At 70.5% G+C, this 22,089-nt stretch carries 22 protein-coding genes, 4 tRNA genes and 1 pseudogene; 9 read left to right on the top strand and 18 right to left on the bottom strand.

Annotated elements, in window-relative coordinates; genetic code table 11:
- Positions 1-45: 45 nt before the first annotated feature.
- The 9 genes from rpoB to ABZ621_RS05980 all read right to left on the bottom strand — a co-directional run bounded on the left by rpoB (position 46) and on the right by ABZ621_RS05980 (position 9,241).
- The gene (gene rpoB, locus ABZ621_RS06020) at positions 46-3,528 is read right to left on the bottom strand and encodes a DNA-directed RNA polymerase subunit beta (RefSeq protein ID WP_360601175.1); all 3,483 of its coding nucleotides are present in this window, start codon (positions 3,526-3,528) and stop codon (positions 46-48) included.
- Between the two features lie 546 nt (positions 3,529-4,074).
- A complete protein-coding gene (gene rplL / locus ABZ621_RS06015) occupies positions 4,075-4,458 on the bottom strand; it encodes a 50S ribosomal protein L7/L12 (RefSeq protein ID WP_360601173.1) in 384 nt (127 codons plus the stop codon).
- Between the two features lie 111 nt (positions 4,459-4,569).
- The gene (gene rplJ, locus ABZ621_RS06010) at positions 4,570-5,100 is read right to left on the bottom strand and encodes a 50S ribosomal protein L10 (RefSeq protein ID WP_030494216.1); all 531 of its coding nucleotides are present in this window, start codon (positions 5,098-5,100) and stop codon (positions 4,570-4,572) included.
- 247 nt (positions 5,101-5,347) lie between these two features.
- The gene (locus ABZ621_RS06005; RefSeq protein WP_360601170.1) at positions 5,348-6,253 is read right to left on the bottom strand and encodes a hypothetical protein; all 906 of its coding nucleotides are present in this window, start codon (positions 6,251-6,253) and stop codon (positions 5,348-5,350) included.
- 161 nt (positions 6,254-6,414) lie between these two features.
- Positions 6,415-7,143 (bottom strand): 50S ribosomal protein L1, encoded by a 729-nt coding sequence (gene rplA, locus ABZ621_RS06000; RefSeq protein ID WP_360601168.1) that lies wholly within the window; start codon positions 7,141-7,143, stop codon positions 6,415-6,417.
- A gap of 110 nt (positions 7,144-7,253) precedes the next feature.
- Positions 7,254-7,688: a 50S ribosomal protein L11 gene (gene rplK, locus ABZ621_RS05995; RefSeq protein ID WP_030494213.1), complete on the bottom strand. Its 435-nt coding sequence runs from the start codon at positions 7,686-7,688 to the stop codon at positions 7,254-7,256.
- 159 nt (positions 7,689-7,847) lie between these two features.
- Complete coding sequence (gene nusG / locus ABZ621_RS05990) at positions 7,848-8,735, bottom strand: transcription termination/antitermination protein NusG (protein WP_360601166.1); 888 nt, start codon at positions 8,733-8,735, stop codon at positions 7,848-7,850.
- A gap of 44 nt (positions 8,736-8,779) precedes the next feature.
- Complete coding sequence (gene secE, locus ABZ621_RS05985) at positions 8,780-9,064, bottom strand: preprotein translocase subunit SecE (RefSeq protein ID WP_360601164.1); 285 nt, start codon at positions 9,062-9,064, stop codon at positions 8,780-8,782.
- Positions 9,065-9,168: 104 nt separating this feature from the next.
- Positions 9,169-9,241, bottom strand: a tRNA-Trp gene (locus ABZ621_RS05980).
- A gap of 203 nt (positions 9,242-9,444) precedes the next feature.
- Between ABZ621_RS05980 and ABZ621_RS05975 the strand changes: the two genes are divergently transcribed.
- Entirely contained in the window at positions 9,445-10,671 is a 1,227-nt protein-coding gene (locus tag ABZ621_RS05975; RefSeq protein WP_360601162.1) for a pyridoxal phosphate-dependent aminotransferase, read from the top strand.
- 120 nt (positions 10,672-10,791) lie between these two features.
- Positions 10,792-11,811: an adenosine deaminase gene (locus ABZ621_RS05970; RefSeq protein ID WP_360601160.1), complete on the top strand. Its 1,020-nt coding sequence runs from the start codon at positions 10,792-10,794 to the stop codon at positions 11,809-11,811.
- On the opposite strand, the gene ABZ621_RS05965 is transcribed toward ABZ621_RS05970, so the two are convergent.
- Positions 11,804-12,400 (bottom strand): helix-turn-helix domain-containing protein, encoded by a 597-nt coding sequence (locus ABZ621_RS05965; RefSeq protein WP_360601158.1) that lies wholly within the window; start codon positions 12,398-12,400, stop codon positions 11,804-11,806. The genes ABZ621_RS05970 and ABZ621_RS05965 overlap by 8 nt on opposite strands.
- 87 nt (positions 12,401-12,487) lie before the next feature.
- Here ABZ621_RS05965 and ABZ621_RS05960 point away from each other — a divergent pair, with 87 nt between their 5' ends.
- The gene (locus ABZ621_RS05960) at positions 12,488-13,126 is read left to right on the top strand and encodes an NAD(P)H-binding protein (RefSeq protein ID WP_360601156.1); all 639 of its coding nucleotides are present in this window, start codon (positions 12,488-12,490) and stop codon (positions 13,124-13,126) included.
- A 50-nt stretch (positions 13,127-13,176) separates the two neighbouring features.
- Here ABZ621_RS05960 and ABZ621_RS05955 read toward each other — a convergent pair.
- The 6 genes and pseudogenes from ABZ621_RS05955 to ABZ621_RS05930 form a co-directional block, all read right to left on the bottom strand.
- Positions 13,177-14,247: pseudogene (locus ABZ621_RS05955) on the bottom strand (UDP-N-acetylmuramate dehydrogenase); the annotation flags it as partial.
- Positions 14,248-14,293: 46 nt separating this feature from the next.
- On the bottom strand, positions 14,294-14,722 hold the full coding sequence (locus ABZ621_RS05950; RefSeq protein WP_189948309.1) for a MaoC family dehydratase: 429 nt from the start codon (positions 14,720-14,722) through the stop codon (positions 14,294-14,296).
- A 2-nt stretch (positions 14,723-14,724) separates the two neighbouring features.
- A complete protein-coding gene (locus tag ABZ621_RS05945; protein ID WP_360601154.1) occupies positions 14,725-15,177 on the bottom strand; it encodes a MaoC family dehydratase N-terminal domain-containing protein in 453 nt (150 codons plus the stop codon).
- A gap of 86 nt (positions 15,178-15,263) precedes the next feature.
- Complete coding sequence (gene rpmG / locus ABZ621_RS05940) at positions 15,264-15,428, bottom strand: 50S ribosomal protein L33 (RefSeq protein WP_003956487.1); 165 nt, start codon at positions 15,426-15,428, stop codon at positions 15,264-15,266.
- Between the two features lie 109 nt (positions 15,429-15,537).
- Positions 15,538-15,610: transfer RNA gene (locus tag ABZ621_RS05935), tRNA-Met, on the bottom strand.
- Between the two features lie 44 nt (positions 15,611-15,654).
- Positions 15,655-15,727, bottom strand: a tRNA-Thr gene (locus ABZ621_RS05930).
- 206 nt (positions 15,728-15,933) lie between these two features.
- On the opposite strand from ABZ621_RS05930, the gene ABZ621_RS05925 reads away from it, so the two are divergent.
- Both ABZ621_RS05925 and ABZ621_RS05920 read left to right on the top strand, forming a co-directional pair.
- The gene (locus ABZ621_RS05925; protein ID WP_360601152.1) at positions 15,934-17,193 is read left to right on the top strand and encodes an amidohydrolase family protein; all 1,260 of its coding nucleotides are present in this window, start codon (positions 15,934-15,936) and stop codon (positions 17,191-17,193) included.
- Positions 17,194-17,209: 16 nt separating this feature from the next.
- The gene (locus tag ABZ621_RS05920; protein ID WP_360601150.1) at positions 17,210-17,866 is read left to right on the top strand and encodes an SDR family oxidoreductase; all 657 of its coding nucleotides are present in this window, start codon (positions 17,210-17,212) and stop codon (positions 17,864-17,866) included.
- A gap of 64 nt (positions 17,867-17,930) precedes the next feature.
- On the opposite strand, the gene ABZ621_RS05915 is transcribed toward ABZ621_RS05920, so the two are convergent.
- Positions 17,931-18,012 (bottom strand) — tRNA-Tyr (locus tag ABZ621_RS05915).
- Positions 18,013-18,194: 182 nt separating this feature from the next.
- Here ABZ621_RS05915 and ABZ621_RS05910 point away from each other — a divergent pair.
- From ABZ621_RS05910 to ABZ621_RS05895, 4 genes are read left to right on the top strand one after another with little or no spacing between them, the layout of a single operon-like run.
- Positions 18,195-18,686 (top strand): YajQ family cyclic di-GMP-binding protein, encoded by a 492-nt coding sequence (locus ABZ621_RS05910; RefSeq protein ID WP_031009290.1) that lies wholly within the window; start codon positions 18,195-18,197, stop codon positions 18,684-18,686.
- A 55-nt stretch (positions 18,687-18,741) separates the two neighbouring features.
- On the top strand, positions 18,742-19,248 hold the full coding sequence (locus ABZ621_RS05905) for a methylated-DNA--[protein]-cysteine S-methyltransferase (protein WP_360601148.1): 507 nt from the start codon (positions 18,742-18,744) through the stop codon (positions 19,246-19,248).
- Positions 19,245-19,871, top strand: a complete 627-nt coding sequence (locus ABZ621_RS05900) for an alpha-ketoglutarate-dependent dioxygenase AlkB (protein WP_360601146.1) — start codon at positions 19,245-19,247, stop codon at positions 19,869-19,871. Before ABZ621_RS05905 ends, ABZ621_RS05900 begins: the two co-directional genes overlap by 4 nt.
- Complete coding sequence (locus ABZ621_RS05895) at positions 19,868-21,106, top strand: amino acid permease (RefSeq protein WP_360601144.1); 1,239 nt, start codon at positions 19,868-19,870, stop codon at positions 21,104-21,106. The genes ABZ621_RS05900 and ABZ621_RS05895 overlap by 4 nt, the downstream gene beginning before the upstream one ends.
- On the opposite strand, the gene ABZ621_RS05890 is transcribed toward ABZ621_RS05895, so the two are convergent.
- A complete protein-coding gene (locus ABZ621_RS05890; RefSeq protein ID WP_360601142.1) occupies positions 21,072-22,088 on the bottom strand; it encodes a hypothetical protein in 1,017 nt (338 codons plus the stop codon). The genes ABZ621_RS05895 and ABZ621_RS05890 overlap by 35 nt on opposite strands.
- Position 22,089: the final 1 nt, after the last annotated feature.

The following is a 22,089-nucleotide window of genomic DNA, read 5'->3' as shown; positions in this document are numbered from 1 at the left end:
CTGGGGCCGGCGGACCTTGATCACTCAAGGTCCGCCGGACTCCCGTCAGACCTCTTCGACGCTGCTCGGCTCGCGCCGGGACAGGTCGATGCCGAGCTCCTCCGCTGCGCGGAAGACGTCCTCGTCGGTGTCGCGCATCTCGATGGACATGCCGTCCGAGGACAGCACCTCCACGTTGAGGCACAGGGACTGCATCTCCTTGATGAGCACCTTGAAGGACTCGGGGATGCCGGGCTCAGGGATGTTCTCGCCCTTGACGATGGCCTCGTAGACCTTCACGCGGCCGGTCACGTCGTCGGACTTGATCGTCAGCAGCTCCTGGAGGGCGTACGCGGCGCCGTAAGCCTCCAGCGCCCACACCTCCATCTCACCGAAGCGCTGGCCACCGAACTGGGCCTTACCACCCAGCGGCTGCTGGGTGATCATCGAGTACGGGCCGGTCGACCGGGCGTGCAGCTTGTCGTCGACCAGGTGGTGGAGCTTGAGGATGTACATGTACCCGACCGAGATCGGGTCCGGGAACGGCTCGCCGGAGCGGCCGTCGAACAGGCGCGCCTTACCGGTCGGGAGCACCATGCGCTCGCCGTCGCGGTTCGGGATGGTGTGCTGGAGCAGACCGGCCAGCTCGTCCTCGCGGGCACCGTCGAAGACCGGGGTCGCGACGTTGGTGCCGGGGGCGACCTGGTCGGCGCCGATGGCCTGGAGGCGCTGCGCCCACTCGTCCGCGAGGCCGGAGACGTCCCAGCCGCGGCTGGCGAGCCAGCCGAGGTGGATCTCCAGGACCTGTCCCGGGTTCATTCGGGACGGGACACCCAGCGGGTTGAGGATGATGTCGACCGGGGTGCCGTCCTCGAGGAAGGGCATGTCCTCGATCGGGAGGATCTTGGAGATGACACCCTTGTTGCCGTGGCGGCCGGCGAGCTTGTCACCGTCGGTGATCTTGCGCTTCTGGGCGACGTAGACGCGGACCAGCTGGTTCACGCCCGGGGGAAGCTCGTCCCCCTCCTCGCGGTCGAAGACGCGGACACCGATGATCTTGCCGGTCTCGCCGTGCGGGACCTTCAGGGAGGTGTCACGGACCTCACGGGCCTTCTCACCGAAGATCGCGCGGAGCAGGCGCTCCTCCGGGGTCAGCTCGGTCTCGCCCTTGGGCGTGACCTTGCCGACCAGGATGTCGCCGGCGACGACCTCGGCACCGATGCGGATGATGCCGCGCTCGTCGAGGTCGGCGAGGACCTCCTCGGAGACGTTCGGGATGTCCCGGGTGATCTCCTCGGGGCCGAGCTTGGTGTCACGGGCGTCGACCTCGTGCTCCTCGATGTGGATCGAGGAGAGGACGTCGTCCTGCACGAGGCGCTGCGACAGGATGATCGCGTCCTCGTAGTTGTGGCCCTCCCACGGCATGAACGCCACGAGGAGGTTCTTGCCGAGCGCCATCTCGCCGTCTTCGGTGGCGGGACCGTCGGCGAGGACCTGGCCCTCGATGACGTGGTCACCCTCGGCGACGACGACCTTCTGGTTGACGGAGGTGCCCTGGTTCGACCGGGAGAACTTGTGCAGGCGGTACGTGTTGTACGTGCCGTCGTCGTTGGCGACCGTGATGTAGTCGGCCGACAGCTCCTGGACGACACCGGACTTCTCGGCCTTGAGGACGTCGCCGGCGTCGGTGGCACAGCGGTACTCCATGCCGGTGCCGACGAGCGGGGCCTCCGCCTTGATGAGCGGGACGGCCTGGCGCATCATGTTCGCGCCCATGAGGGCACGGTTGGCGTCGTCGTGCTCGAGGAAGGGGATCATGGCGGTCGCGACCGACACCATCTGGCGCGGCGAGACGTCCATGTAGTCCACGTCCGACGGCTCGACGTAGTCGACCTCGCCGCCACGCTTGCGGACCAGGACGCGCGGCTCGGTGAACTGCAGGTCGTCGTTGAGCGCGGCGTTGGCCTGCGCGATGACGAACCGGTCCTCCTCGTCGGCGGTGACGTAGTCGACCTCGTCGGTGACCTGGCCGTCGACGACCTTGCGGTACGGCGTCTCGATGAAGCCGAACGCGTTGACGCGGCCGTACGAGGCGAGCGAACCGATCAGACCGATGTTCGGGCCTTCGGGGGTCTCGATCGGGCACATGCGTCCGTAGTGGGACGGGTGCACGTCTCGGACCTCGAAGCCGGCCCGCTCACGGGAGAGACCACCGGGGCCCAGCGCGGACAGACGACGCTTGTGCGTCAGACCCGAGAGCGGGTTGTTCTGGTCCATGAACTGGGACAGCTGGCTGGTGCCGAAGAACTCCTTGATGGAGGCGACGACCGGCCGGATGTTGATCAGGGTCTGCGGCGTGATCGCCTCGACGTCCTGGGTGGTCATCCGCTCGCGGACGACGCGCTCCATGCGGGCCAGGCCGGTGCGGACCTGGTTCTGGATGAGCTCGCCGACGTTGCGCAGACGACGGTTGCCGAAGTGGTCGATGTCGTCGGTCTCGACGACGATCTCGTTGCCGTTCTCGCCGATCGTCTCGGTCTCGCCCGCGTGGAGCTTCACGAGGTACTTGATCGTGGCGATGACGTCGTCGGTGGTGAGGATGCCGGCGTCGAGCGGCTCGTCGGCGCCGAGCTTCTTGTTCACCTTGTAGCGGCCGACCTTGGCGAGGTCGTAGCGCTTCGGGTTGAAGTAGAGGTTCTCGAGCAGCGTCTGGGCGGCCTCACGGGTCGGCGGCTCGCCCGGACGGAGCTTGCGGTAGATGTCGAGCAGCGCGTCGTCCTGGCCCTGGGTGTGGTCCTTCTCCAGGGTGGCGCGCATGGACTCGTACTCGCCGAACTCCTGGAGGATCTGCTCGGTGGTCCAGCCGAGCGCCTTCAGGAGGACGGTGACCGACTGCTTGCGCTTGCGGTCGATGCGGACGCCGACGAGGTCGCGCTTGTCGATCTCCATCTCCAGCCAGGCACCCCGGGACGGGATGATCTTGGCCGAGAAGATGTCCTTGTCGGACGTCTTGTCGATGGAGGAGTCGAAGTAGACGCCCGGCGAACGGACGAGCTGCGAGACGACGACACGCTCGGTGCCGTTGATGACGAAGGTGCCCTTGTTCGTCATGAGCGGGAAGTCGCCCATGAAGACCGTCTGGGACTTGATCTCGCCGGTCTCGTTGTTGGTGAACTCGGCGGTGACGAAGAGCGGGGCGCCGTACGTGAAGTCACGGTCCTTGCACTCGTCGATGGAGTTCTTCGGCGGCTCGAAGCGGTGGTCGCGGAAGGTCAGCGACATCGACCCGGAGAAGTCCTCGATCGGGGAGATCTCCTCGAAGATCTCCTCCAGACCGGACTTCGTGGGGACGTCCTGTCCCGACTCAAGGGCAGCCTCGACGCGAGCCTTCCAGGCGGCGTTGCCGAGCAGCCAGTCAAAGCTCTCGGTCTGCAGCGCGAGGAGGTTCGGAACCTCGAGGGGCTCCTTGATCTTTGCGAAGGAGATGCGCAGCGGGGCGGTGCTGGCGGCGTTGTTCATGTTGTTCGAGGCGTTGCGCGAGGCGGCCAAGAGGGGGTCCTTCCGAGGGCTCGGACTCACTACGCGCGTACCGGTCCCCAGCAACGCTTCACGGCAGACGTTTCCTGAAGTGACCAAAAGGCCAGGTCAGACGGGGTCGGTCCACGAAGCTGATGCGAAGGTATGCCCCTGGTGACGGGCAGGGGGCAGCTAACAGGCAGCGCAAAGGGACAGTGTAGCCACTTGGCCCACTGATGTCCAGGGCGACTTCCTCGCGACCCTCGTTGCTCTCAACTCCGCGGTACTCGCGCCGTGCGGCGCACCTCGATACTGCCCGTTCGGTCGTCGATCCATGCCTCGGAAACGGATCGTTGTGACGACGCGTCCTGAGAATTGCGCGCGGCGTGCCGTTCGTCAAGGCCCCCGCCCGTGAGCGGCGCACGGCGAAGATCACCATACTCCGCTTCCGACGGCCGGCGGGACCCCCGCCACGCGGGTCCCGGGAACGCCGAAAGGCGACCACCCAGATGGATGATCGCCTTTCGGTGCCTCCGCGTTACACGGGGGCGAGAGTCAGCTCAGCGAGCCGAAACGGCCTTACTTGACCGTGACGGAGGCGCCGGCGCCCTTGAGGGCCTCGGCGGCCTTCTCGGCGGCGTCCTTCGCGACCTTCTCGAGGACCGGCTTCGGGGTGCCGTCGACGAGGTCCTTGGCCTCCTTGAGGCCCAGGGAGGTGAGCTCGCGCACGACCTTGATGACCTGGATCTTCTTGTCGCCGGCACCCTCGAGGATGACGTCGAACTCGTCCTGCTCGGCCTCGGCCTCGGCCGGGGCACCGGTGGCGGCCGGGCCGGCGACGGCGACGGCGGCAGCGGCGGTGACGTCGAACTTCTCCTCGAAGGCCTTCACGAACTCGGAGAGCTCGATGAGGGTCATCTCCTCGAACTGGGCGAGGAGGTCGTCCTGAGAGAGCTTCGCCATGATGGGCGATCCTTCCACTAATTCGGCAGGTGCCGATGTGTCTATAGAGGCGGGCGTAACGGCCCGCTACGACCCGCGCACTAGGCGGCGCGGATCAATGCGCGAGCCGAATTACTCGGCACCGCCCTGCTCGGCCTGCTTGGCACGGAGCGCGTCCACGGTGCGGACGAGCTTCGACGGCAGAGCCTGGAAGAGCTGAGCAGCCTGAGACTGCTTGCCCTTGAAGGCGCCGGCCAGCTTGCTGAGCAGAACCTCGCGGGACTCGAGGTCCGCAAGCTTCTTGATGTCGTCGGCGGAGAGAGCCTTACCGTCAAGGACACCAGCCTTGATGATGAGGTTCGGGTTCTCCTTGGCGAAGTCACGCAGGGCCTTCGCCGACTCCACCGGGTCACCGGTGACGAAGGCGACCGCGGTCGGACCAGCGAAGTGCTCGTCCAGTGCGGTGATCCCGGCCTCGTTGGCCGCAATCTTGGTCAGCGTGTTCTTCACCACGGCGTACTGGGCGTTCTCACCGAGCGAGCGACGCAGCGTCTTGAGCTGCGCGACGGTGAGACCCCGGTACTCGGTCAGCACGGCGGCGTTGGAGCTGCGGAACTGGTCCGTGAGCTCGGCCACCGATGCAGCCTTGTTGGGCGTCGGCATAGTGCGTTCGCCTCCTTCCGGGTGATGAGGACCGCTCAGAAGGGGCTGAACAAACGAAAACGCCCCGGCGCAGGCGCACGGGGCTCAGCTCGACCGGATGGAACATCCGGGAACTCTCCACAGTCACCTGCGCGGGTCGTCCGCAGTCAGCGGATCCTTCGGCCACCGCACCCGGTAAGGGCACAGCAACGACCAGCGGTCTTTGGCTTCTGTGGAAGAGTACGTGATGGTTCGGCCCAGGGGCAAATCAGCCCTGGGCGCCCGCCGCGTCGGCCTCCTGGAGCATCTTGAAGAGGTCGACGGTCTCGCTCGCCGGCGGGGCCTCGACGGCGCTCTTGGTGCCGTAGTCGCTGTAGTCGGCGCGGATCTGCACGGTGCCCTCGGCCATCTCCATGCCGATGTCCATGCGGGCCGGGTAGCCGTCCTTGTTGACCCAGACCTCGGTGTCGTAGCCCTTGAGGCCGGTCTTCTTCACGTTCTCGATGAGCTTGTCGTGCTCCTCCTTGGAGAGGAGCTTCGTGGACTCGTTCGCCGCCAGCATCTGCTCGAAGGTGAGCGTGCCCTTGTAGTGCTCGGTCTCCATGCCGTTGACCTTCTCGGCACCGACGTGCTTGAGGTCCGGGGAGTCGAGCAGCAGGGCCAGCTGCTGGGCCGGGTCCTGGTTCATGTTGTCCAGGCCGCCGGTCAGCTGCTTCTGGAGGGCCTTGTCGCCGGACTCCGCCGCCGCGGCCTTCATGTCCAGCTTCATCCAGCGCTTGCCGTCCATCTCGGCGGCCTGCTTCTCGCCCATGTCCATGTACATGACGTTGTCGAGCATCACCATGCGCATCTGCTCGGGCGCGTCGGGGTCGCCCGCGCTCAGCATGGAGCCCTTCATGGTGATGTCCATCGACGCCGGGGCCCAGCCCTGGACGCCGGTCATCTCGATGGTCCCGGACTCGGCGCCGGCGCCCTCGATGCTCATGGTCATGGTGACCTTGGCGGACTTGGCGGCCGAGGTCTTCTCGTACGCCGCCGTCAGGGCCTGCAGCGGGTCGCCGAGGGCCTTGCCGACCGCCTTGGCGTCGCCGTCGTTGCAACCGGCCAGACCCGCGACGAGAGCCGCCGCGGAGAGGGTCGCGACGCCCGCGCGCTTCCAGGTGGACTTGCTCATAGGTGTTCCCCACCCCTTGATCTTCGTGATCATCGTCTTTGCGTTCTCTTGAACCGTATCCGACGGCTACGACAGGAGGAGACGCAAATAAAGCCGCCCCCCGTTCCTCCGGAGAGGGACGAGGGGCGGCTTCAGGACTGACTGCGCCGAGCCGGAAGGGCTCAGACCGCGGCCGGGTCCTCCTCGACGAGGAGGTTGCGGGTGCGGTTCGAGTCGACCGGGATGCCGGGGCCCATCGTGGTGCTGATGGCGGCCTTCTTGATGTAGCGGCCCTTGGCGGCGGACGGCTTCAGACGGAGGATCTCCTCCAGGGCCGCGCCGTAGTTCTCCACCAGCTGCGTGTCGTCGAAGGACGTCTTGCCGATGATGAAGTGCAGGTTCGAGTGCTTGTCGACGCGGAACTCGATCTTGCCGCCCTTGATGTCGTTGACAGCCTTGGCGACATCGGGGGTCACGGTGCCGGTCTTCGGGTTCGGCATGAGACCACGCGGACCGAGCACGCGGCCGAGGCGGCCGACCTTGCCCATGAGGTCCGGGGTGGCGACCACGGCGTCGAACTCGTTCAGGCGCTGGCCCTTGGCGATCTCGTCGATCAGCTCGTCGGAGCCGACGATGTCGGCGCCCGCGGCGACCGCGGCCTCGGCACGCTCACCGGTCGCGAAGACCAGGACCCGGGCGGTCTTGCCGGTGCCGTGCGGAAGGTTCACGGTGCCACGGACCATCTGGTCGGCCTTGCGCGGGTCGACGCCCAGACGGAAGGCCACCTCGACGGTGCTGTCGAACTTGGTGGTGGAGGTCTCCTTGGCGAGACGCACGGCCTCGAGCGGGGCGTACTGCTTCTCCCGGTCGATCTTGGCGTCGGCAGCCCGGAGGGACTTGCTGCGCTTCACTTCTGCTCCTGTTGACTGTTTCACCATGCGGCTGCCGCCGCGTGGCAGGTGTGGAGTCGTGGTGCGGACCAGCGCTTGGCCCTACCACTGAGGTCACGAGGGGGAGGTGATCAGCCCTCGACCGTGATGCCCATGGAACGGGCGGTGCCGGCGATGATCTTCGACGCGGCGTCCAGGTCGTTCGCGTTGAGGTCGGGCATCTTGGTGGTGGCGATCTCGCGGACCTGCGCCTCGGTGATCTTGGCGACCTTGGTCTTGTGCGGCTCGCCGGAGCCCTTCTCCACACCCGCGGCCTTGAGGATCATCTTGGCGGCCGGCGGAGTCTTGGTGATGAAGGTGAAGGAACGGTCCTCGTAGACCGTGATCTCCACCGGGATCACCCAGCCACGCTGCGACTCGGTCGCGGCGTTGTAGGCCTTGCAGAACTCCATGATGTTGACGCCGTGCTGACCGAGCGCGGGGCCGACCGGCGGGGCCGGGTTGGCCGCACCGGCGTTGATCTGGAGCTTGATAAGCCCCGTGACCTTCTTCTTCTTGGGAGGCATTGCTCTCTCCGGGTCCTAGTGAGAGTTTTCAGCCGATCCATCCGGTCATCCGGATGGAGGCATACCGCACAACGATAACGGGTATGGCTGCGCGTCCAAAAACCGAGCAGGTCAGAGGGGCTGTGGCAGCCCCTCTGACCTGTCCGGAAACTTGTGTCGTCAGTTCTTCTGGATCTGGTCGAAGCTGAGCTCGACCGGGGTCTCGCGACCGAAGATCTCGACGAGGCCCTTGACCTTCTTCGAGTCCGGGTTGATCTCGTTGATCGTGGCCTGGAGGGTGGCGAAGGGGCCGTCGGTGACGGTGACCGAGTCGCCGACCTCGAAGTCGAGGACCTGGACCTCCAGCTTGCGGGCCGGAGCCGGCTTGCCCTCGGCCTCGGCGGCCTCGCGGGCGGCCTTCTCCTCGGCCTCCGGGGCGAGCATCTTGACGATCTCGTCCAGGGTCAGCGGGTACGGGTCGTAGGCGTTGCCCACGAAGCCGGTGACGCCGGGCGTGTTGCGGACGACGCCCCAGGACTCGTTCGTCAGGTCCATGCGGACGAGGACGTAGCCGGGGAGCTTGTTCTGCTTGACGTTCTTCCGCTCGCCGCCCTTGATCTGGACGATCTCTTCCTCGGGCACCTCGGCCTGGTAGATGAAGTCCTCGACGTTGAGCGAGACGGCGCGCTGCTCCAGGTTGGCCTTCACGCGCTTCTCGTAGCCCGCGTAGGTGTGGATGACGTACCACTCGCCGGGCAGGGTGCGCAGTTCCTCGCGGAGGGCGGCGACGGGGTCGACCGGGGCGGCCGGCTCGGCCTCCTCCTCGGTCTCGACCTCGGCCTCGACGTCGTCGGCCTCGGCGGCCTCGTCGTCCTCGGAGTCGTCGGCGTCCTCGTCGGCGGACTCCTCGTCCGCGTCCTCGGTGTCCTCCGCGTCGTCCTCGACGTCGTCCGCCGCGGCGTCCGCAGCCTCGTCCAGGTCCTCGTCCTCGTCGGCGGCCTCGACGATGTCCAGCTCGTCCTCGACGGACTCGGACTCGAAGGCGTCGTTCAGGTTCGCGTCAGACACGGTGGCTGCTTCTTCCTGCGATACAGATGGGGTGGAACAAAAAGTCAGCCGAAGACGTACTTGACTGCTTCCTGGAAGCCCAAGTCAATCACGGTCACCAGGCCGATCATCACGACCACGAAGACGATGACGACCGTGGTGTACGAGGTGAGCTGACTACGCGTCGGCCAGACGACCTTGCGGAGCTCGGCGACGATCTGCCGGTAGAAGACGGCGAGACGGCCCAGAGGGCCCTTCTTCCCGCGCTTGCCGCCCTTGCGGCCCTTCTTCTTCGACTCGGACGCGTCTTCGGCATCAGGCATGTCGATGGAGCCAACGGCGTCCGTCACGATCTCTCACCTGATTCCGGGTCGTGGCCGTGCCGCGCCCGGGTGGAGCCGCACGACAATGCAATGAAGACGTACATGCGCACACAGCCTGGCGGTGTGTGTAGCAGGGCCGGAGGGACTTGAACCCCCAACCGCCGGTTTTGGAGACCGGTGCTCTACCAATTGAGCTACGACCCTTTGCGATGTCCCCCAACCTACCCCATGTGTGACGGGGCGGCTGCGGGCCAACGAGGAGTGAGTGTACGTGGTCTTGGGGCCTCACGTCGAACAGGAACCGCGCCGACCTGCCCGAGGGCCGTTCTCCGACCGGTATCGACCGCTCCTGTCCGGTCCCTGAAACCTGTGTGCCGGGCCGGGAAACGGTCTGGGACGATGGCCGTATGAGCGCTGCTACCCCTCCCACCGAGCGTCGGGTCTCCGCCCGGATCGGTGCGATCTCCGAGTCCGCCACTCTCGCCGTCGACGCCAAGGCCAAGGCCCTCAAGGCCGCCGGGCGCCCGGTGATCGGTTTCGGCGCCGGAGAGCCCGACTTCCCGACCCCGGACTACATCGTCGACGCGGCCGTCGAGGCCTGCAAGAACCCGAAGTTCCACCGCTACACGCCGGCCGGCGGCCTGCCCGAGCTGAAGGCCGCGATCGCCGCCAAGACGCTCCGCGACTCCGGCTACGAGGTGGACGCCTCCCAGGTCCTGGTGACCAACGGCGGCAAGCAGGCGATCTACGAGGCCTTCGCCGCGATCCTCGACCCGGGCGACGAGGTCATCGTCCCGGCGCCGTACTGGACCACCTACCCGGAGTCGATCCGCCTCGCCGGCGGTGTCCCGGTGGAGGTCGTCGCCGACGAGACCACCGGCTACCGCGTCTCGGTGGAGCAGCTGGAGGCGGCCCGCACGGAGCGGACGAAGGTCGTCCTCTTCGTCTCCCCGTCGAACCCGACCGGCGCCGTCTACAGCGAGGCCGAGACCGAGGCGATCGGCCGCTGGGCCGTCGAGCACGGCCTGTGGGTCCTCACCGACGAGATCTACGAGCACCTGGTGTACGGCGGTGCCACCGCCGCCTCGCTGCCGGCCGTCCTGCCGGAGCTGCGCGACAAGTGCATCGTCGTCAACGGCGTCGCCAAGACGTACGCGATGACGGGCTGGCGCGTGGGGTGGATCATCGGCCCGAAGGACGTCGTGAAGGCCGCGACCAACCTCCAGTCGCACGCCACCTCCAACGTCTCCAACGTGGCCCAGGTCGCCGCGCTCGCCGCCGTCTCCGGGAACCTGGACGCCGTCGAGGAGATGGGCCGGGCCTTCGACCGCCGCCGCCAGACCATCGTGCGGATGCTCAACGAGATCGAGGGCGTCCTCTGCCCGACCCCCGAGGGCGCGTTCTACGTGTACCCCTCGGTGAAGGCCCTCCTCGGCAAGGAGATCCGCGGCAAGCGCCCGCAGAGCTCCGTCGAGCTGGCCGCGCTGATCCTGGACGAGGCCGAGGTCGCGGTCGTCCCGGGCGAGGCCTTCGGCACCCCCGGCTACCTGCGTCTGTCGTACGCGCTCGGCGACGAGGACCTGGTGGAGGGCGTGTCCCGGATGCAGAAGCTGCTGGCCGAGGCCCGCGACTAGCCGGCGACGTCACCAGGCGGGCCCCGACTCCTCCGAGTCGGGGCCCGTTCGTGCGTTCGGTCGGGTATCGATCGGGGAATCGCCGTGCATACCGCCATTCGTGTAAGGCAGGATCGGGCGATGGAGCACCCCCGCGATCTCACCCAGCTGCCCAAGGCCCATCTGCACCTGCACTTCACCGGTTCGATGCGGCCCTCGACCCTCCTCGAACTGGCCGACAAGTACGGGGTGCACCTCCCGGAGGCGCTGAAGGGCGGCACGCCTCCGCAGCTGCGGGCGACCGACGAGCGCGGCTGGTTCCGCTTCCAGCGCCTGTACGACATCGCCCGCTCCTGCCTGCGCTCGCCCGAGGACATCCAGCGGCTGGTGCGGGAGGCGGCACAGGAGGACGTCAGGGACGGTTCCGGGTGGCTGGAGATCCAGGTCGACCCGACCTCGTACGCGCCCCACCTGGGCGGCCTCATCCCGGCCCTGGAGATCATCCTGGACGCGGTCGACGCGGCCTCCCGGGAGACCGGCCTCGGGATGCGGGTCCTGGTCGCCGCGAACCGCATGAAGCACCCGCTGGAGGCCCGCACGCTGGCCCGGCTCGCGGTGCGGTACGCGGACCGGGGCGTGGTCGGCTTCGGGCTCTCCAACGACGAGCGCCGGGGCATGGCCCGCGACTTCGACCGGGCCTTCGCGATCGCCCGCGAGGGCGGCCTCCTGGCGGCCCCGCACGGCGGCGAGCTGACCGGGCCCTCCTCCGTCCGCGACTGCCTGGACGACCTGCGGGCGTCCCGCGTCGGGCACGGCGTCCGCGCGGCGGAGGACGAGCGGCTGCTGCGCAAGCTCGCGGAGCGGGGCGTGACCTGCGAGGTCTGCCCCGCCTCGAACGTGGCCCTGGGCGTCTACGAGAAGCACGAGGACGTCCCGCTGCGCACCCTCTTCGAGGCGGGCGTGCCGCTGGCCCTCGGCGCCGACGACCCGCTCCTCTTCGGCTCCCGCCTGGCCGCCCAGTACGAACTCGCCCGGCGCCACCACGGCTTCACGGACCCGGAGCTGGCCGAGCTGGCCCGCCAGTCGGTCCGCGGCTCGGCGGCCCCGGAAGACGTCCGGAAATCGCTCCTGGCGGGGATCGACGACTGGCTGGCTAGCTGAGCCCCCGCATCAGGGTGCGGGCGATCGCGCGGGCGAAGTCGTCGACGGGCGGGGGCCCCTCCCCCTCCGGCAGCGCGTCGTAGACGAAGGCCCGCTGCGCGCAGGCGCCGAGGAGGAGCGCGGCGGCGGCGGCCGGGTCGGCGTCGGGGGCGATGCGGCCGTGCTGCTGCTCGGCCCGCAGATAGGCGGTGAGGCCCTCGATGGGCCGGTGCGGGCCGGCACCGAGCTCCCGGATGGCGGCGTCGTGGCGGGCCTTGAGCGCGGGTTCGGCGTAGAGCGAGGCGGCGATCGGGAAGGTCTGCTCGTAGAAGCGGGCGGCCTGCCGGGCGATCTCGGTGAGGTTCTCCTCGACCGTGCGGCGGCCGGGGTCGACGGCGAGCGCCTCCAGGAGGCCGCCGAGCCGCGGCAGCCGTTCCGTCAGGACCGTGAGGAAGAGCTGCTCCTTGCTGGCGAAGTGCTTGTAGAGCGCCGCCTCCGAGCAGCCCGCCGCCCGGGCGATCTCCTTGGTGGTGGTGCGGGCGAGCCCCACGGTGCCCATGAGGTCGCGTGCGGCGTCGACGATCCGGACCCGGGTCGGCTTCTGTTCCATGCATCCTCCACTCACTCTTGACGCGTAGGTGAGTATCCACCCACCCTGGGGTGAGTGAGCACTCACTTACCAATCTGGGAGGCTGTCATGAAGCTCACCGTCTTCGGTGCGACCGGTGGTGTGGGGCGGGAGATCGTCCGGCAGGCGCTGGACGCGGGTCACGAGGTGACGGCGGTCGTACGGGACCCCGCGCGGTTCACCGTCACCGGCGAGCGCCTGGAGGTCTTCCGCAGCGACCTCTCCGACGCCGGGGCCCTGCGCGGCGCGGTGGCCGGCCGGGACGCGGTCCTCTCGGGCCTGGGCGCCCGCAACCGCGCGGACGCGGCCTCCGGCATCGCGGCCCGGCTCACGCGGCCGGTGCTCGGCGCGATGGACGCGGAGGGCGTGCGGCGGCTCGTCGTGGTCAGCGCGGCCCCCGTGGGGCCCGCCGCGGAGGGCGACGGCCTGCTCGACAAGGCCGTCCTGGCGGTCATCGGCAACGTCCTGAAGGACGTCTACGCCGACCTGCGGGTGATGGAGTCCGAGCTGGCCGCCAGCGCCGCCGACTGGACCTCGGTCCGGCCGCCCAAGCTGACCGGCAAGCCGGTCACCGGCCGCTACCGCACGGTCGTCGGCGGCACCCCGCCCAGGGGCCGCACCCTGGCCCGCGCGGACGTGGCCCACGCGATGCTGGCGGTCCTCGACGACCCGTCGACGGTCCGCCAGGGCGTGGGCGTCGCGTACTAGAGCCCGACGGGCTTCCAGAGCCCGACGGGCTTCCAGAGCCCGACGGGCTTCTAGAGCTCGACCCCGACCGTCACCGGTTCGTTGACGAGGGTGACGCCGAAGGCGGCGTGGACGCCGGCGACGACCTCGCGGGCGAGGGCCAGCAGGTCCTCCGTGGTGGCCTCGCCGCGGTTCGTCAGGGCGAGGGTGTGCTTGGTGGAGATGCGGGCGGGCCCGGAGCCGTACCCCTTGGTGAAGCCGGCCTTGTCGATGAGCCAGGCGGCGGAGGTCTTCGTGCGGCCCTCGCCGGCCGGGTAGGCGGGCGGGGCGACGTCGGGGCCGAGGCGCTCCGCCACGCGCGTGAGGAAGGTCTCGTACTCCCCCGCCGTGAGGATCGGATTGGTGAAGAAGGAGCCGGCGGACCAGGTGTCGTGGTCCTCGGGGTCGAGGACCATGCCCTTGCCCGCGCGGAGCTTCAGGACGGTCTCCCGCGCGCGTGCGAGCGGGACGCGGTCGCCGGCCTCGACGCCGAGGGCCCGGGCGGTCTCCGGGTACGCGAGGGGGGCGGAGAGCCCTTCGGCGTCCTCCAGGCCGAAGCGGACCCGCAGCACCACGTACCGCTCCGGGTGCTCCTTGAAGAGGCTGTGCCGGTACGAGAAGGCGCACTCGGCGTTCGTGAGGGTGACCGTCTCCTCGGTCCGGCGGTCGTACGCGACGACCTCGCGGATGGTCGCGGAGACGTCCTGCCCGTACGCGCCGACGTTCTGGATCGGGGTGGCGCCGGCCGAGCCGGGGATGCCGGCCAGGCACTCGACGCCGGCGAGTCCGGCCTCCACGGTCCGGGCGACGGCGTCCGTCCAGACCTCGCCCGCGGCGAGCTCCAGACGGGTCCCGTCGAGGGAGAAGCCCTTGGTGGCGATGTGCAGCGCGGTGCCCTCGAAGCCCTTGTCCCCGATGACCAGGTTGGAGCCGCCGCCGATGACGAGCAGCGGGGTCCCGGAGGCGTCGGCCTCGCGGACCGCGGCGATCACCTCGTCGTCGGTGGTGGCCGTGACGAGACGGGTGGCGGGACCGCCGAGCCGGAAGGTGGTCAGGGGGGCGAGGGGGGCGTCCTTGAGCTGCTGCACGGGCCCAAGCGTACGTTTAACGCGCTGGACGTTTCATCCAGCGCGTCAAACGAAGCCGGTGTCACGCGAGGCGGACGACCGCCCGGCTCATGCCCAGGACCTTCTGGCCCGCGCTGGTGGCCGTGAGGTCCACCCGCACCTGCCGGTCGTCCAGCTTGGCGGCGACCTTCGCGGAGACCTCGATCACGGCGCCGACGCCGTCGTTCGGGACGACGACGGGCTTGGTGAAGCGGACGCCGTACTCGACGACGGCGGCGGGGTCGCCGGCCCAGTCGGTGACGACGCGGATCGCCTCGGCCATGGTGAACATGCCGTGGGCGATGACGTCGGGGAGGCCGACCTCCACCGCGAACTTCTCGTTCCAGTGGATGGGGTTGAAGTCCCCGGAGGCACCGGCGTACCGGACGAGGGTGGCGCGGGTCACGGGGAAGGTCCCCGCGGGCAGCTCGGTGCCGACCTCGACCTCGTCGTAGGCGATCTTCGCGGTCATGGTCAGGCCTCCTCGGGGGCGCGGGAGACGAGCTTGGTCCAGGCGGTGACGACGTGCTCGCCGGTCTCGTCGTGGACCTCGCCGCGGATGTCCAGGATGTCGTTGCCGGCCAGCGACTTGACCGCCTCGATCGTGGAGGTGACCGAGAGGCGGTCGCCGGCGCGGACGGGCCGGGTGTAGGCGAACTTCTGGTCGCCGTGGACGACGCGGCTGTAGTCGAGGCCCAGCTGCGGGTCCTCGATCACCTGGCCCGCGGCCTTGAACGTGATGGCGAACACGAAAGTCGGCGGGGCGATCACGTCGGGGTGGCCGAGTTCCTTGGCCGCCTCCGCGTCGGTGTACGCGGGATTCGCGTCACCGATCGCCTCGGCGAATTCGCGGATCTTCTCGCGGCCGACCTCGTAGGCCGGGGTGGGCGGATAGGTCCGGCCCACGAAGGACTGGTCGAGTGCCATGGCCTCGATACCTCCTGCTGGATCTGGTGCGAAAAACGCCACGAGGCCGCCCCCTGAGAGGGGGGCGGCCTCGTGAACGAGCCTGATTAGCGCGTCTCGCGGTGCGCGGTGTGCGAGTTGCAGCGGGGGCAGTGCTTCTTCATCTCAAGACGGTCCGGGTTGTTGCGCCGGTTCTTCTTGGTGATGTAGTTCCGCTCCTTGCACTCCACGCAGGCCAGCGTGATCTTCGGGCGGACGTCGGTGGCAGCCACGTGAGTGCTCCTTGACGGATGGATGGGATGGTCGAACCCCCATGCCGAAACATGGGGACATGAAAGAGTAGCCGATCGCAGGACCGACCCCGCAATCGGCTACTGTGTGTAGCGGTGACCGGACTTGAACCGGTGACACAGCGATTATGAGCCGCTTGCTCTACCGACTGAGCTACACCGCTTTGATGTCGGTCCTCCCGCCCGAAGGCGGGATTCCCTTCACCAGAGCCCCAATACGGAATCGAACCGTAGACCTTCTCCTTACCATGGAGACGCTCTGCCGACTGAGCTATTGGGGCGAGCGAGGAAGACATTACACGGTCCTCGGCCCATCACCCAAATCCGTTTCCCCTGGCCGTCCGGCAGGGGCTCGCACCCGCCCCGTACGCCACTCGTGGACTCATCGGTACGACTATTGCGCTCCTCCTCGAAGGCGGCCGCGCCCGCCCCTAGGCTCTGCCCCACGCTGCGTGATCTCGATCTTGGTGACTTGGTGAGGAGCCCGATGTCGGCCGACAGCAAGCAGCCCCGTCCGCCTTCCGACGACGCGGGCGGCGCGGCGACCGAGGACGCGAGCGCGCTCCTGCTGTCGAACGCCGGGCTGACGGACGGACGGACCGTGGACGTGCGGCTCGTCCGCGGCCGGATCGAGGCCGTCGGCACCGCCGGGAGCCTGAGCACGGCCGGGGCCCGGGTGGACCTGGCCGGCTATCTGCTGCTGCCGGCCCCGGCCGAGCCGCACGCCCACGCCGACACGGCGCTCTCGGCCGACACCGCGGGCCCGGTCTCGTACGCCCCCGAGGAGGTGCAGCGGCGGGCCACCGAGGCGGCGCTGCTCCAGCTCGGGCACGGGGCGACCGCGCTGCGCGCGCACGTGCGGATCGGCGACGTGCACGCGCTCGGGCCCCTGGAGGCCGTGCTGCAGGCGCGGCGGTCGCTGCGCGGCCTCACGGACCTCACGGCGGTGGCGGTGCCGCGGCTGCTGACCGGGGCGGCGGGCGCGGACGGGCTCGCGCTGCTGCGGGACGCGGTGAAGATGGGCGCCGGGGTGGTGGGCGGCTGCCCGGACCTGGACCCGGACCCGGCGGGGTACGTGGAGGCGGTCCTGGAGGTGGCGGCCGAGCACGGGGTGCCGGTCGACCTGCACACGGACGGGGACGACCCGGCGCGGCTCGCCCGCTTCGCGGCGATGGCCGGCGGGCTGCGGCCCGGGGTGACGATCGGCCCGTGCGCGGGCCTCGCGCGGCTGCCGGAGGACGTGGCGGGCCGGGCGGCGGACCGGCTGGCGGCGGCGGGCGTGACGGTGATGTGCCTGCCGCAGGGCGGCTGCGCGGGGACCGAGCGGCGGGGTACGGCCCCGGTGCGGCTGCTGCGCTCCGCGGGGGTGCGGCTCGCGGCGGGCGGCGGGGCGCTGCGGGACGCGGCGAACCCGGTGGGGCGCGGCGACCCGCTGGAGGCGGCCTTCCTGCTGGCCTCCCTGGAGGGCCTGGAGCCGGCGGAGGCGTACGGGGCGGTGAGCACCCGGGCGCGGGAGGCGATGGGCCTTCCGGAGGTACGGGTGGAGGCGGGTTTCCCGGCGGAGCTGCTCGCGGTGCGGGGCGTGCACCTCGCGGGCGTGCTGTCGCTGGCGTACAGCCGGATCGTGGTGCACCGGGGGCGGGTGGTGGCGCGGACGAGCGCGGTGCGGGAGTACTGCGACTCGGCGGCGGCGCTCGATCTGCCGCGGCAGGCGCGGATCGATCCGGGAGGCCCGGCGGCCCGCTGAGCCGTACGGTCGGAACATGCGCATCGTCATCGCTGGAGGACACGGTCGGATCGCCCTGCGCCTGGAGCGGCTGCTCTCGGCGGGCGGACACGAGGCGGTCGGGCTGATCCGCCGCCCGGAGCAGGCGGAGGATCTGCGGGCGGCGGGCGCGGAGCCCGTCGTGCTCGATCTGGAGTCGGCGTCGGTGGAGGAGGTCGCGGAGGTCCTGCGGGGCGCGGACGCGGCCGTCTTCGCGGCGGGCGCGGGCCCGGGCAGCGGGGCGGCCCGCAAGGACACGGTGGACCGGGGTGCGGCGGTCCTGTTCGCGGACGCGGCGGAGCGGGCGGGCGTCCGGCGCTTCGTGGTCGTCTCGTCGATGGGCGCGGACGCCCGGCACACGGGCGACGACGTCTTCGACGTCTACCTGCGGGCGAAGGGCGCGGCGGACGACGCGGTCCGGTCCCGCCCGGGGCTGGAGTGGACGGTCCTGCGTCCCGGCATGCTCAACGACGACGCCGGCACGGGCCTGGTCCGGCTGGAGGCGCGCACGGGCCGCGGCCCGGTCCCCCGTGACGACGTGGCGGCGGTCCTGGCCGAGCTGGTGGACTCCCCCGGCACGGCCGGCCTGACCCTGGAACTGGTCTCGGGCTCGATCCCGGTCACCGTCGCGGTGACGGACGTGGCCGGCAACTGACCCGCCGCCTCCCCTCGGAAACGAGTGAAGGTCCCCGGTGCGAACACCGGGGACCTTCTTCACGTGGCGACGCCAGGATTCGAACCTGGGTAGGCTAAGCCGACGGATTTACAGTCCGCTCCCATTGGCCACTCGGGCACATCGCCATGGGTTGCTGCCTTGGATCCCCGCTGTTCTGCGGTGTTCCCCGGCAACGACGTAAACAATACCCGATCCCCGGGGGTGGTTCGCCACCGGATTGACCCGGGGGTGATCAGAGGTTCGGGCGGTGGCTCACCCCCTAGGCTTTGGGGGTACCCCACAGCATCCGAGCAAGGAGCCACGAGTCATGGCCGACTCCAGTTTCGACATCGTCTCCAAGGTCGAGCGGCAGGAGGTCGACAACGCCCTCAACCAGGCCGTGAAGGAGATCTCCCAGCGCTACGACTTCAAGGGAACCAACGCCTCGATCTCCTGGTCGGGCGAGAAGATCCTGATGCAGGCGAACGGCGAGGAGCGCGTGATGGCGATCCTCGACATCTTCCAGTCCAAGCTGATCAAGCGGGGCATCTCGCTCAAGTCGCTGGACGTCGAGGGCGAGCCGCAGCTGTCCGGCAAGGAGTACAAGCTCTTCGCGTCGGTCACCGAGGGCATCTCGCAGGAGAACGCGAAGAAGGTCGCGAAGACCATCCGCGACGAGGGCCCCAAGGGCGTCAAGGCGCAGGTGCAGGGTGACGAGCTGCGGGTCAGCTCGAAGAGCCGGGACGACCTGCAGGCCGTGCAGGCACTGCTCAAGGGCAAGGACTTCGACTTCGCGATCCAGTTCGTGAACTACCGGTAGGACCGTGTCCGAAAGCCGCCGGTCCACGGGGCGGCGGGGCTCGCACACTGGAGTCATGGACGACATCACCGTGTACGCGTACGCCGGCGGCCCCCTGGGCGAGATGCTGCTGACCGGGCAGGTCTCGCCGGAGGGCCGTCTCGCGCTGCGGTCGCTCTCGCTGCCGGAGCAGAAGGGGGCGGTCGCGGTCGAGGACGGCTGGGTGCGCGACCAGGAGGCCTTCGCGGAGGTCGCGGCGCAGCTGGCGGAGTACTTCGCCGGGCGGCGGGAGCGGTTCGAGGTGCCGCTGGCCGCGGACGCCGGGACGGAGTTCCAGCGGCGGGTCTGGGCGGCCCTGGAGGAGATCCCGTACGGCGAGACCGTCGGCTACGGGGAGCTCGGGGCGCGGATCGGGGCCGGCGGGGCCGCGGTGCGGGCGGTGGGCACGGCGATCGGGCGCAATCCGCTGCTCGTGGTGCGGCCCTGCCACCGGGTGATCGGCGCGGACGGGAGTCTGCGGGGGTACGCGGCGGGCCTGGAGCGGAAGCGGGCGCTGCTCGAACTGGAGGGGGCCCTCGGGTGACCGAGGGGCTGTTCCCGCGCGAGCGGGCCGAGCCGGCGCCCGGGGCGGTGCACGTGCCGGGGTGGCTGCCGGTCGAGCGGCAGCGGGAACTGGTCGCCGCCTGCCGTGAGTTCGGGCGCGGGCCGCTGGCGTACCGGCACACCGTGCTGCCCGGCGGGGGCGTGATGTCGGTGCGGTCGCTGTGCCTGGGCCGGCAGTGGGTGCCGTACCGGTATCTCGACACGGTGGCGGTCGAACTGCCGGAGTGGCTGGCCGCGTTGGGGCGGGCGGCGGTGGCCGAGGCGTACGGGGACGACGGCGGTTTCGCGCCGGACACCGCGCTGGTGAACTTCTACGGGGACGGCGCCCGGATGGGCATGCACCAGGACAAGGAGGAGCGGTCCGGGGCGCCCGTGGTGTCGCTGAGCCTCGGGGACCGCTGCGTCTTCCGGCTGGGGAATGCCGAAGGGCGCGGGCGGCCGTGGAACGATGTGGAACTGGCGTCCGGGGACCTGTTCGTCTTCGGCCGGGAATCGCGCTGGGTGTACCACGGCGTGCCGAGGGTGTTTCCCGGGACCGCCGACCCGTCGCTCGGGCTGACCGGGCGGCTCAACCTCACTCTGCGGGAGACAGGTCGCTCGTGAGCGCACCACTGCGCCGGTCCCTCGGCGTCCTCGACGCCGTCGTCATCGGGCTCGGCGCCATGGTCGGCGCGGGGATCTTCGTCGCCCTCGGGCCCGCGGCCGGCGCGGCCGGCACCTCGGCGGGGCTGCTCACCGCGCTGGGGCTCGCCGCGGTCGTCGCGTACTGCAACGCGATGGCCTCGGCCCGGCTCGCCGCCCTGTACCCGGAGTCCGGCGGCACCTATGTGTACGGTCGCGAACGGCTCGGGCCCTTCTGGGGGTATCTGGCCGGCTGGGCCTTCGTGGTGGGCAAGACGGCCTCCTGCGCGGCGATGGCGCTGACCGTCGGCGCCTACCTGTGGCCGGACCACGCGCACGCGGTGGCGGTGGCCGCCGTGGTGGCCCTGACGGCCGTCAACTACGGGGGTGTGCAGAAGTCGGCGCTGCTGGCGCGGGTGATCGTGGCGGGGGTCCTCGCGGTGCTCGCGGCGGTCGTCACGGCCTCCTTCACGGGCGCCCCCGACGGCCGGTTCGGGCTCGGCGGGGAGGTCACGACGGGCGGGGTGCTCCAGGCCGCGGGTTTGCTCTTCTTCGCGTTCGCGGGGTACGCGCGGATCGCCACGCTCGGCGAGGAGGTGCGCGATCCGGCCCGGACGATCCCCCGGGCGGTGCCGCTCGCCCTGGGCATCGCGCTCGCCGTGTACGCGCTGGTCGCGGTGGGCGTGCTGCTGGTCCTCGGGCCGCTCGCGCTGGCCGGCTCGGCCGCGCCGCTCGCCGACGCGGTGCGGGCGGCCGGCTCCTCCTGGCTGGTGCCGGTGGTCACGGCCGGCGCGGCCGTGGCGGCGCTCGGCTCGCTGCTCTCGCTGATCCTCGGGGTGTCCCGGACGACGCTGGCGATGGCCAGGGACGGCTATCTGCCCGGCGGGCTCGCCGCCGTCCATCCGCGGTTCCGGGTGCCGCACCGGGCGGAGCTCGCGGTGGGCGCGGTGGTGGCCGTGGCGGCGGCGACGGCGGACGTGCGGGGCGCGATCGGCTTCTCGTCGTTCGGCGTGCTCGTCTACTACGGGATCGCGAACGCCTCGGCGTGGACGCTGGGCCGCCGGGACCGGGTCCTCGCGGTGCTGGGGCTCGCCGGGTGCGCGGCCCTCGCGGGGGCGCTGCCGCTGGGGTCGGTGCTCGCCGGTTCCGGGGTGCTGGCGGCGGGCGTGGTGGTGTACGCGGTCAGTCGAGGACGACCCGGACTCCCTCGGCCCTGAGGCCGTCCACCCATTCCTGGAAGGTGGCCGGGCGGGGGACGGCGAGGAGCGGGGTGACGCCGAGGCAGGCGCGGGCGATGTCGGCGTGGTGCCAGATCAGGGTGCAGCCGGAGAGCTCCTGGCCGAGGGCGCGCGGGGAGCCGAAGGGGTAGGCGAGGCCGGGGCCGTGGACCGCCTCGGTGAGGGCGCAGACGAGGCCGTCCTCGTCGGTGATCCCGCGGCCGTCGAGGGTGTACGTGGTGCCCGGGACGGGTTCCGGCAGCTCGTACGAGCGCTGGGCCGCCTGTCGCCGCCAGGTGGCGCGGGAGGCGCCGGTGAAGCGGCGCCAGGTGCCGGGCTCGGCGGGGGTCCGGTGGCCGTGGAAGAGGTCCCAGACCTCGCGGGTGGGCGGCGGGATGAGGCCGGTGCGGGGGAAGGCGACGGTGAGGTCGAGCAGGCCGTGGTGGTCGCGGGCGGTGTCCCAGCCGGTGACGTGGCCCGCCTCGCCCTCGTGCTGGAGGTTCCCGCTGCGGCGGAGGACCTGGTAGCGGACCTCGCCGAAGCCCGGGGCGCCGGCGGCGAGGGCGTCGCGGAGCGCGCCGCGCGGGGAGCAGCCGAGGAAGGTGACCTCGGTGCGGGAGGGGTCGGGGCCGGGGAGCGGGATCAGGTGGGCGCAGGGGATCGCGCCGGTGGCGCCGCCGTGGAGGCGGCGCGGCGGGCCGGCCGCCTCGATGGTGACGACGTCGCCGCGGGCGCCGAGGACGCGGACGGCGGTGAAGCGCCAGGGGCCGTCGGGGGTCTCGACGTCGAGGGTGCCGAGCGGGGCGGTGCCCTCGACGATGGCCTGGGTGACGGCGCGGGCGAGCTCGCCGCGGGGCTCGCAGCCGCGGAGTTCGTGGCGGAGGCGGGGGTGCGGGGCGGGGTCGCCGTAGAGGCCGTCGACGTCGTGGCAGAGGGCCAGGACGTGGCGGCCGGAGAGCAGGGCGTAGCGGGGTTGGTGCACG

The organism is Streptomyces sp. NPDC007863 (genome assembly GCF_040633895.1).
Taxonomy (GTDB): domain Bacteria; phylum Actinomycetota; class Actinomycetes; order Streptomycetales; family Streptomycetaceae; genus Streptomyces.
The sequence above is the reverse complement of the archived record's forward strand: the minus strand, read 5'-3'. Positions and strand labels throughout refer to the sequence as shown.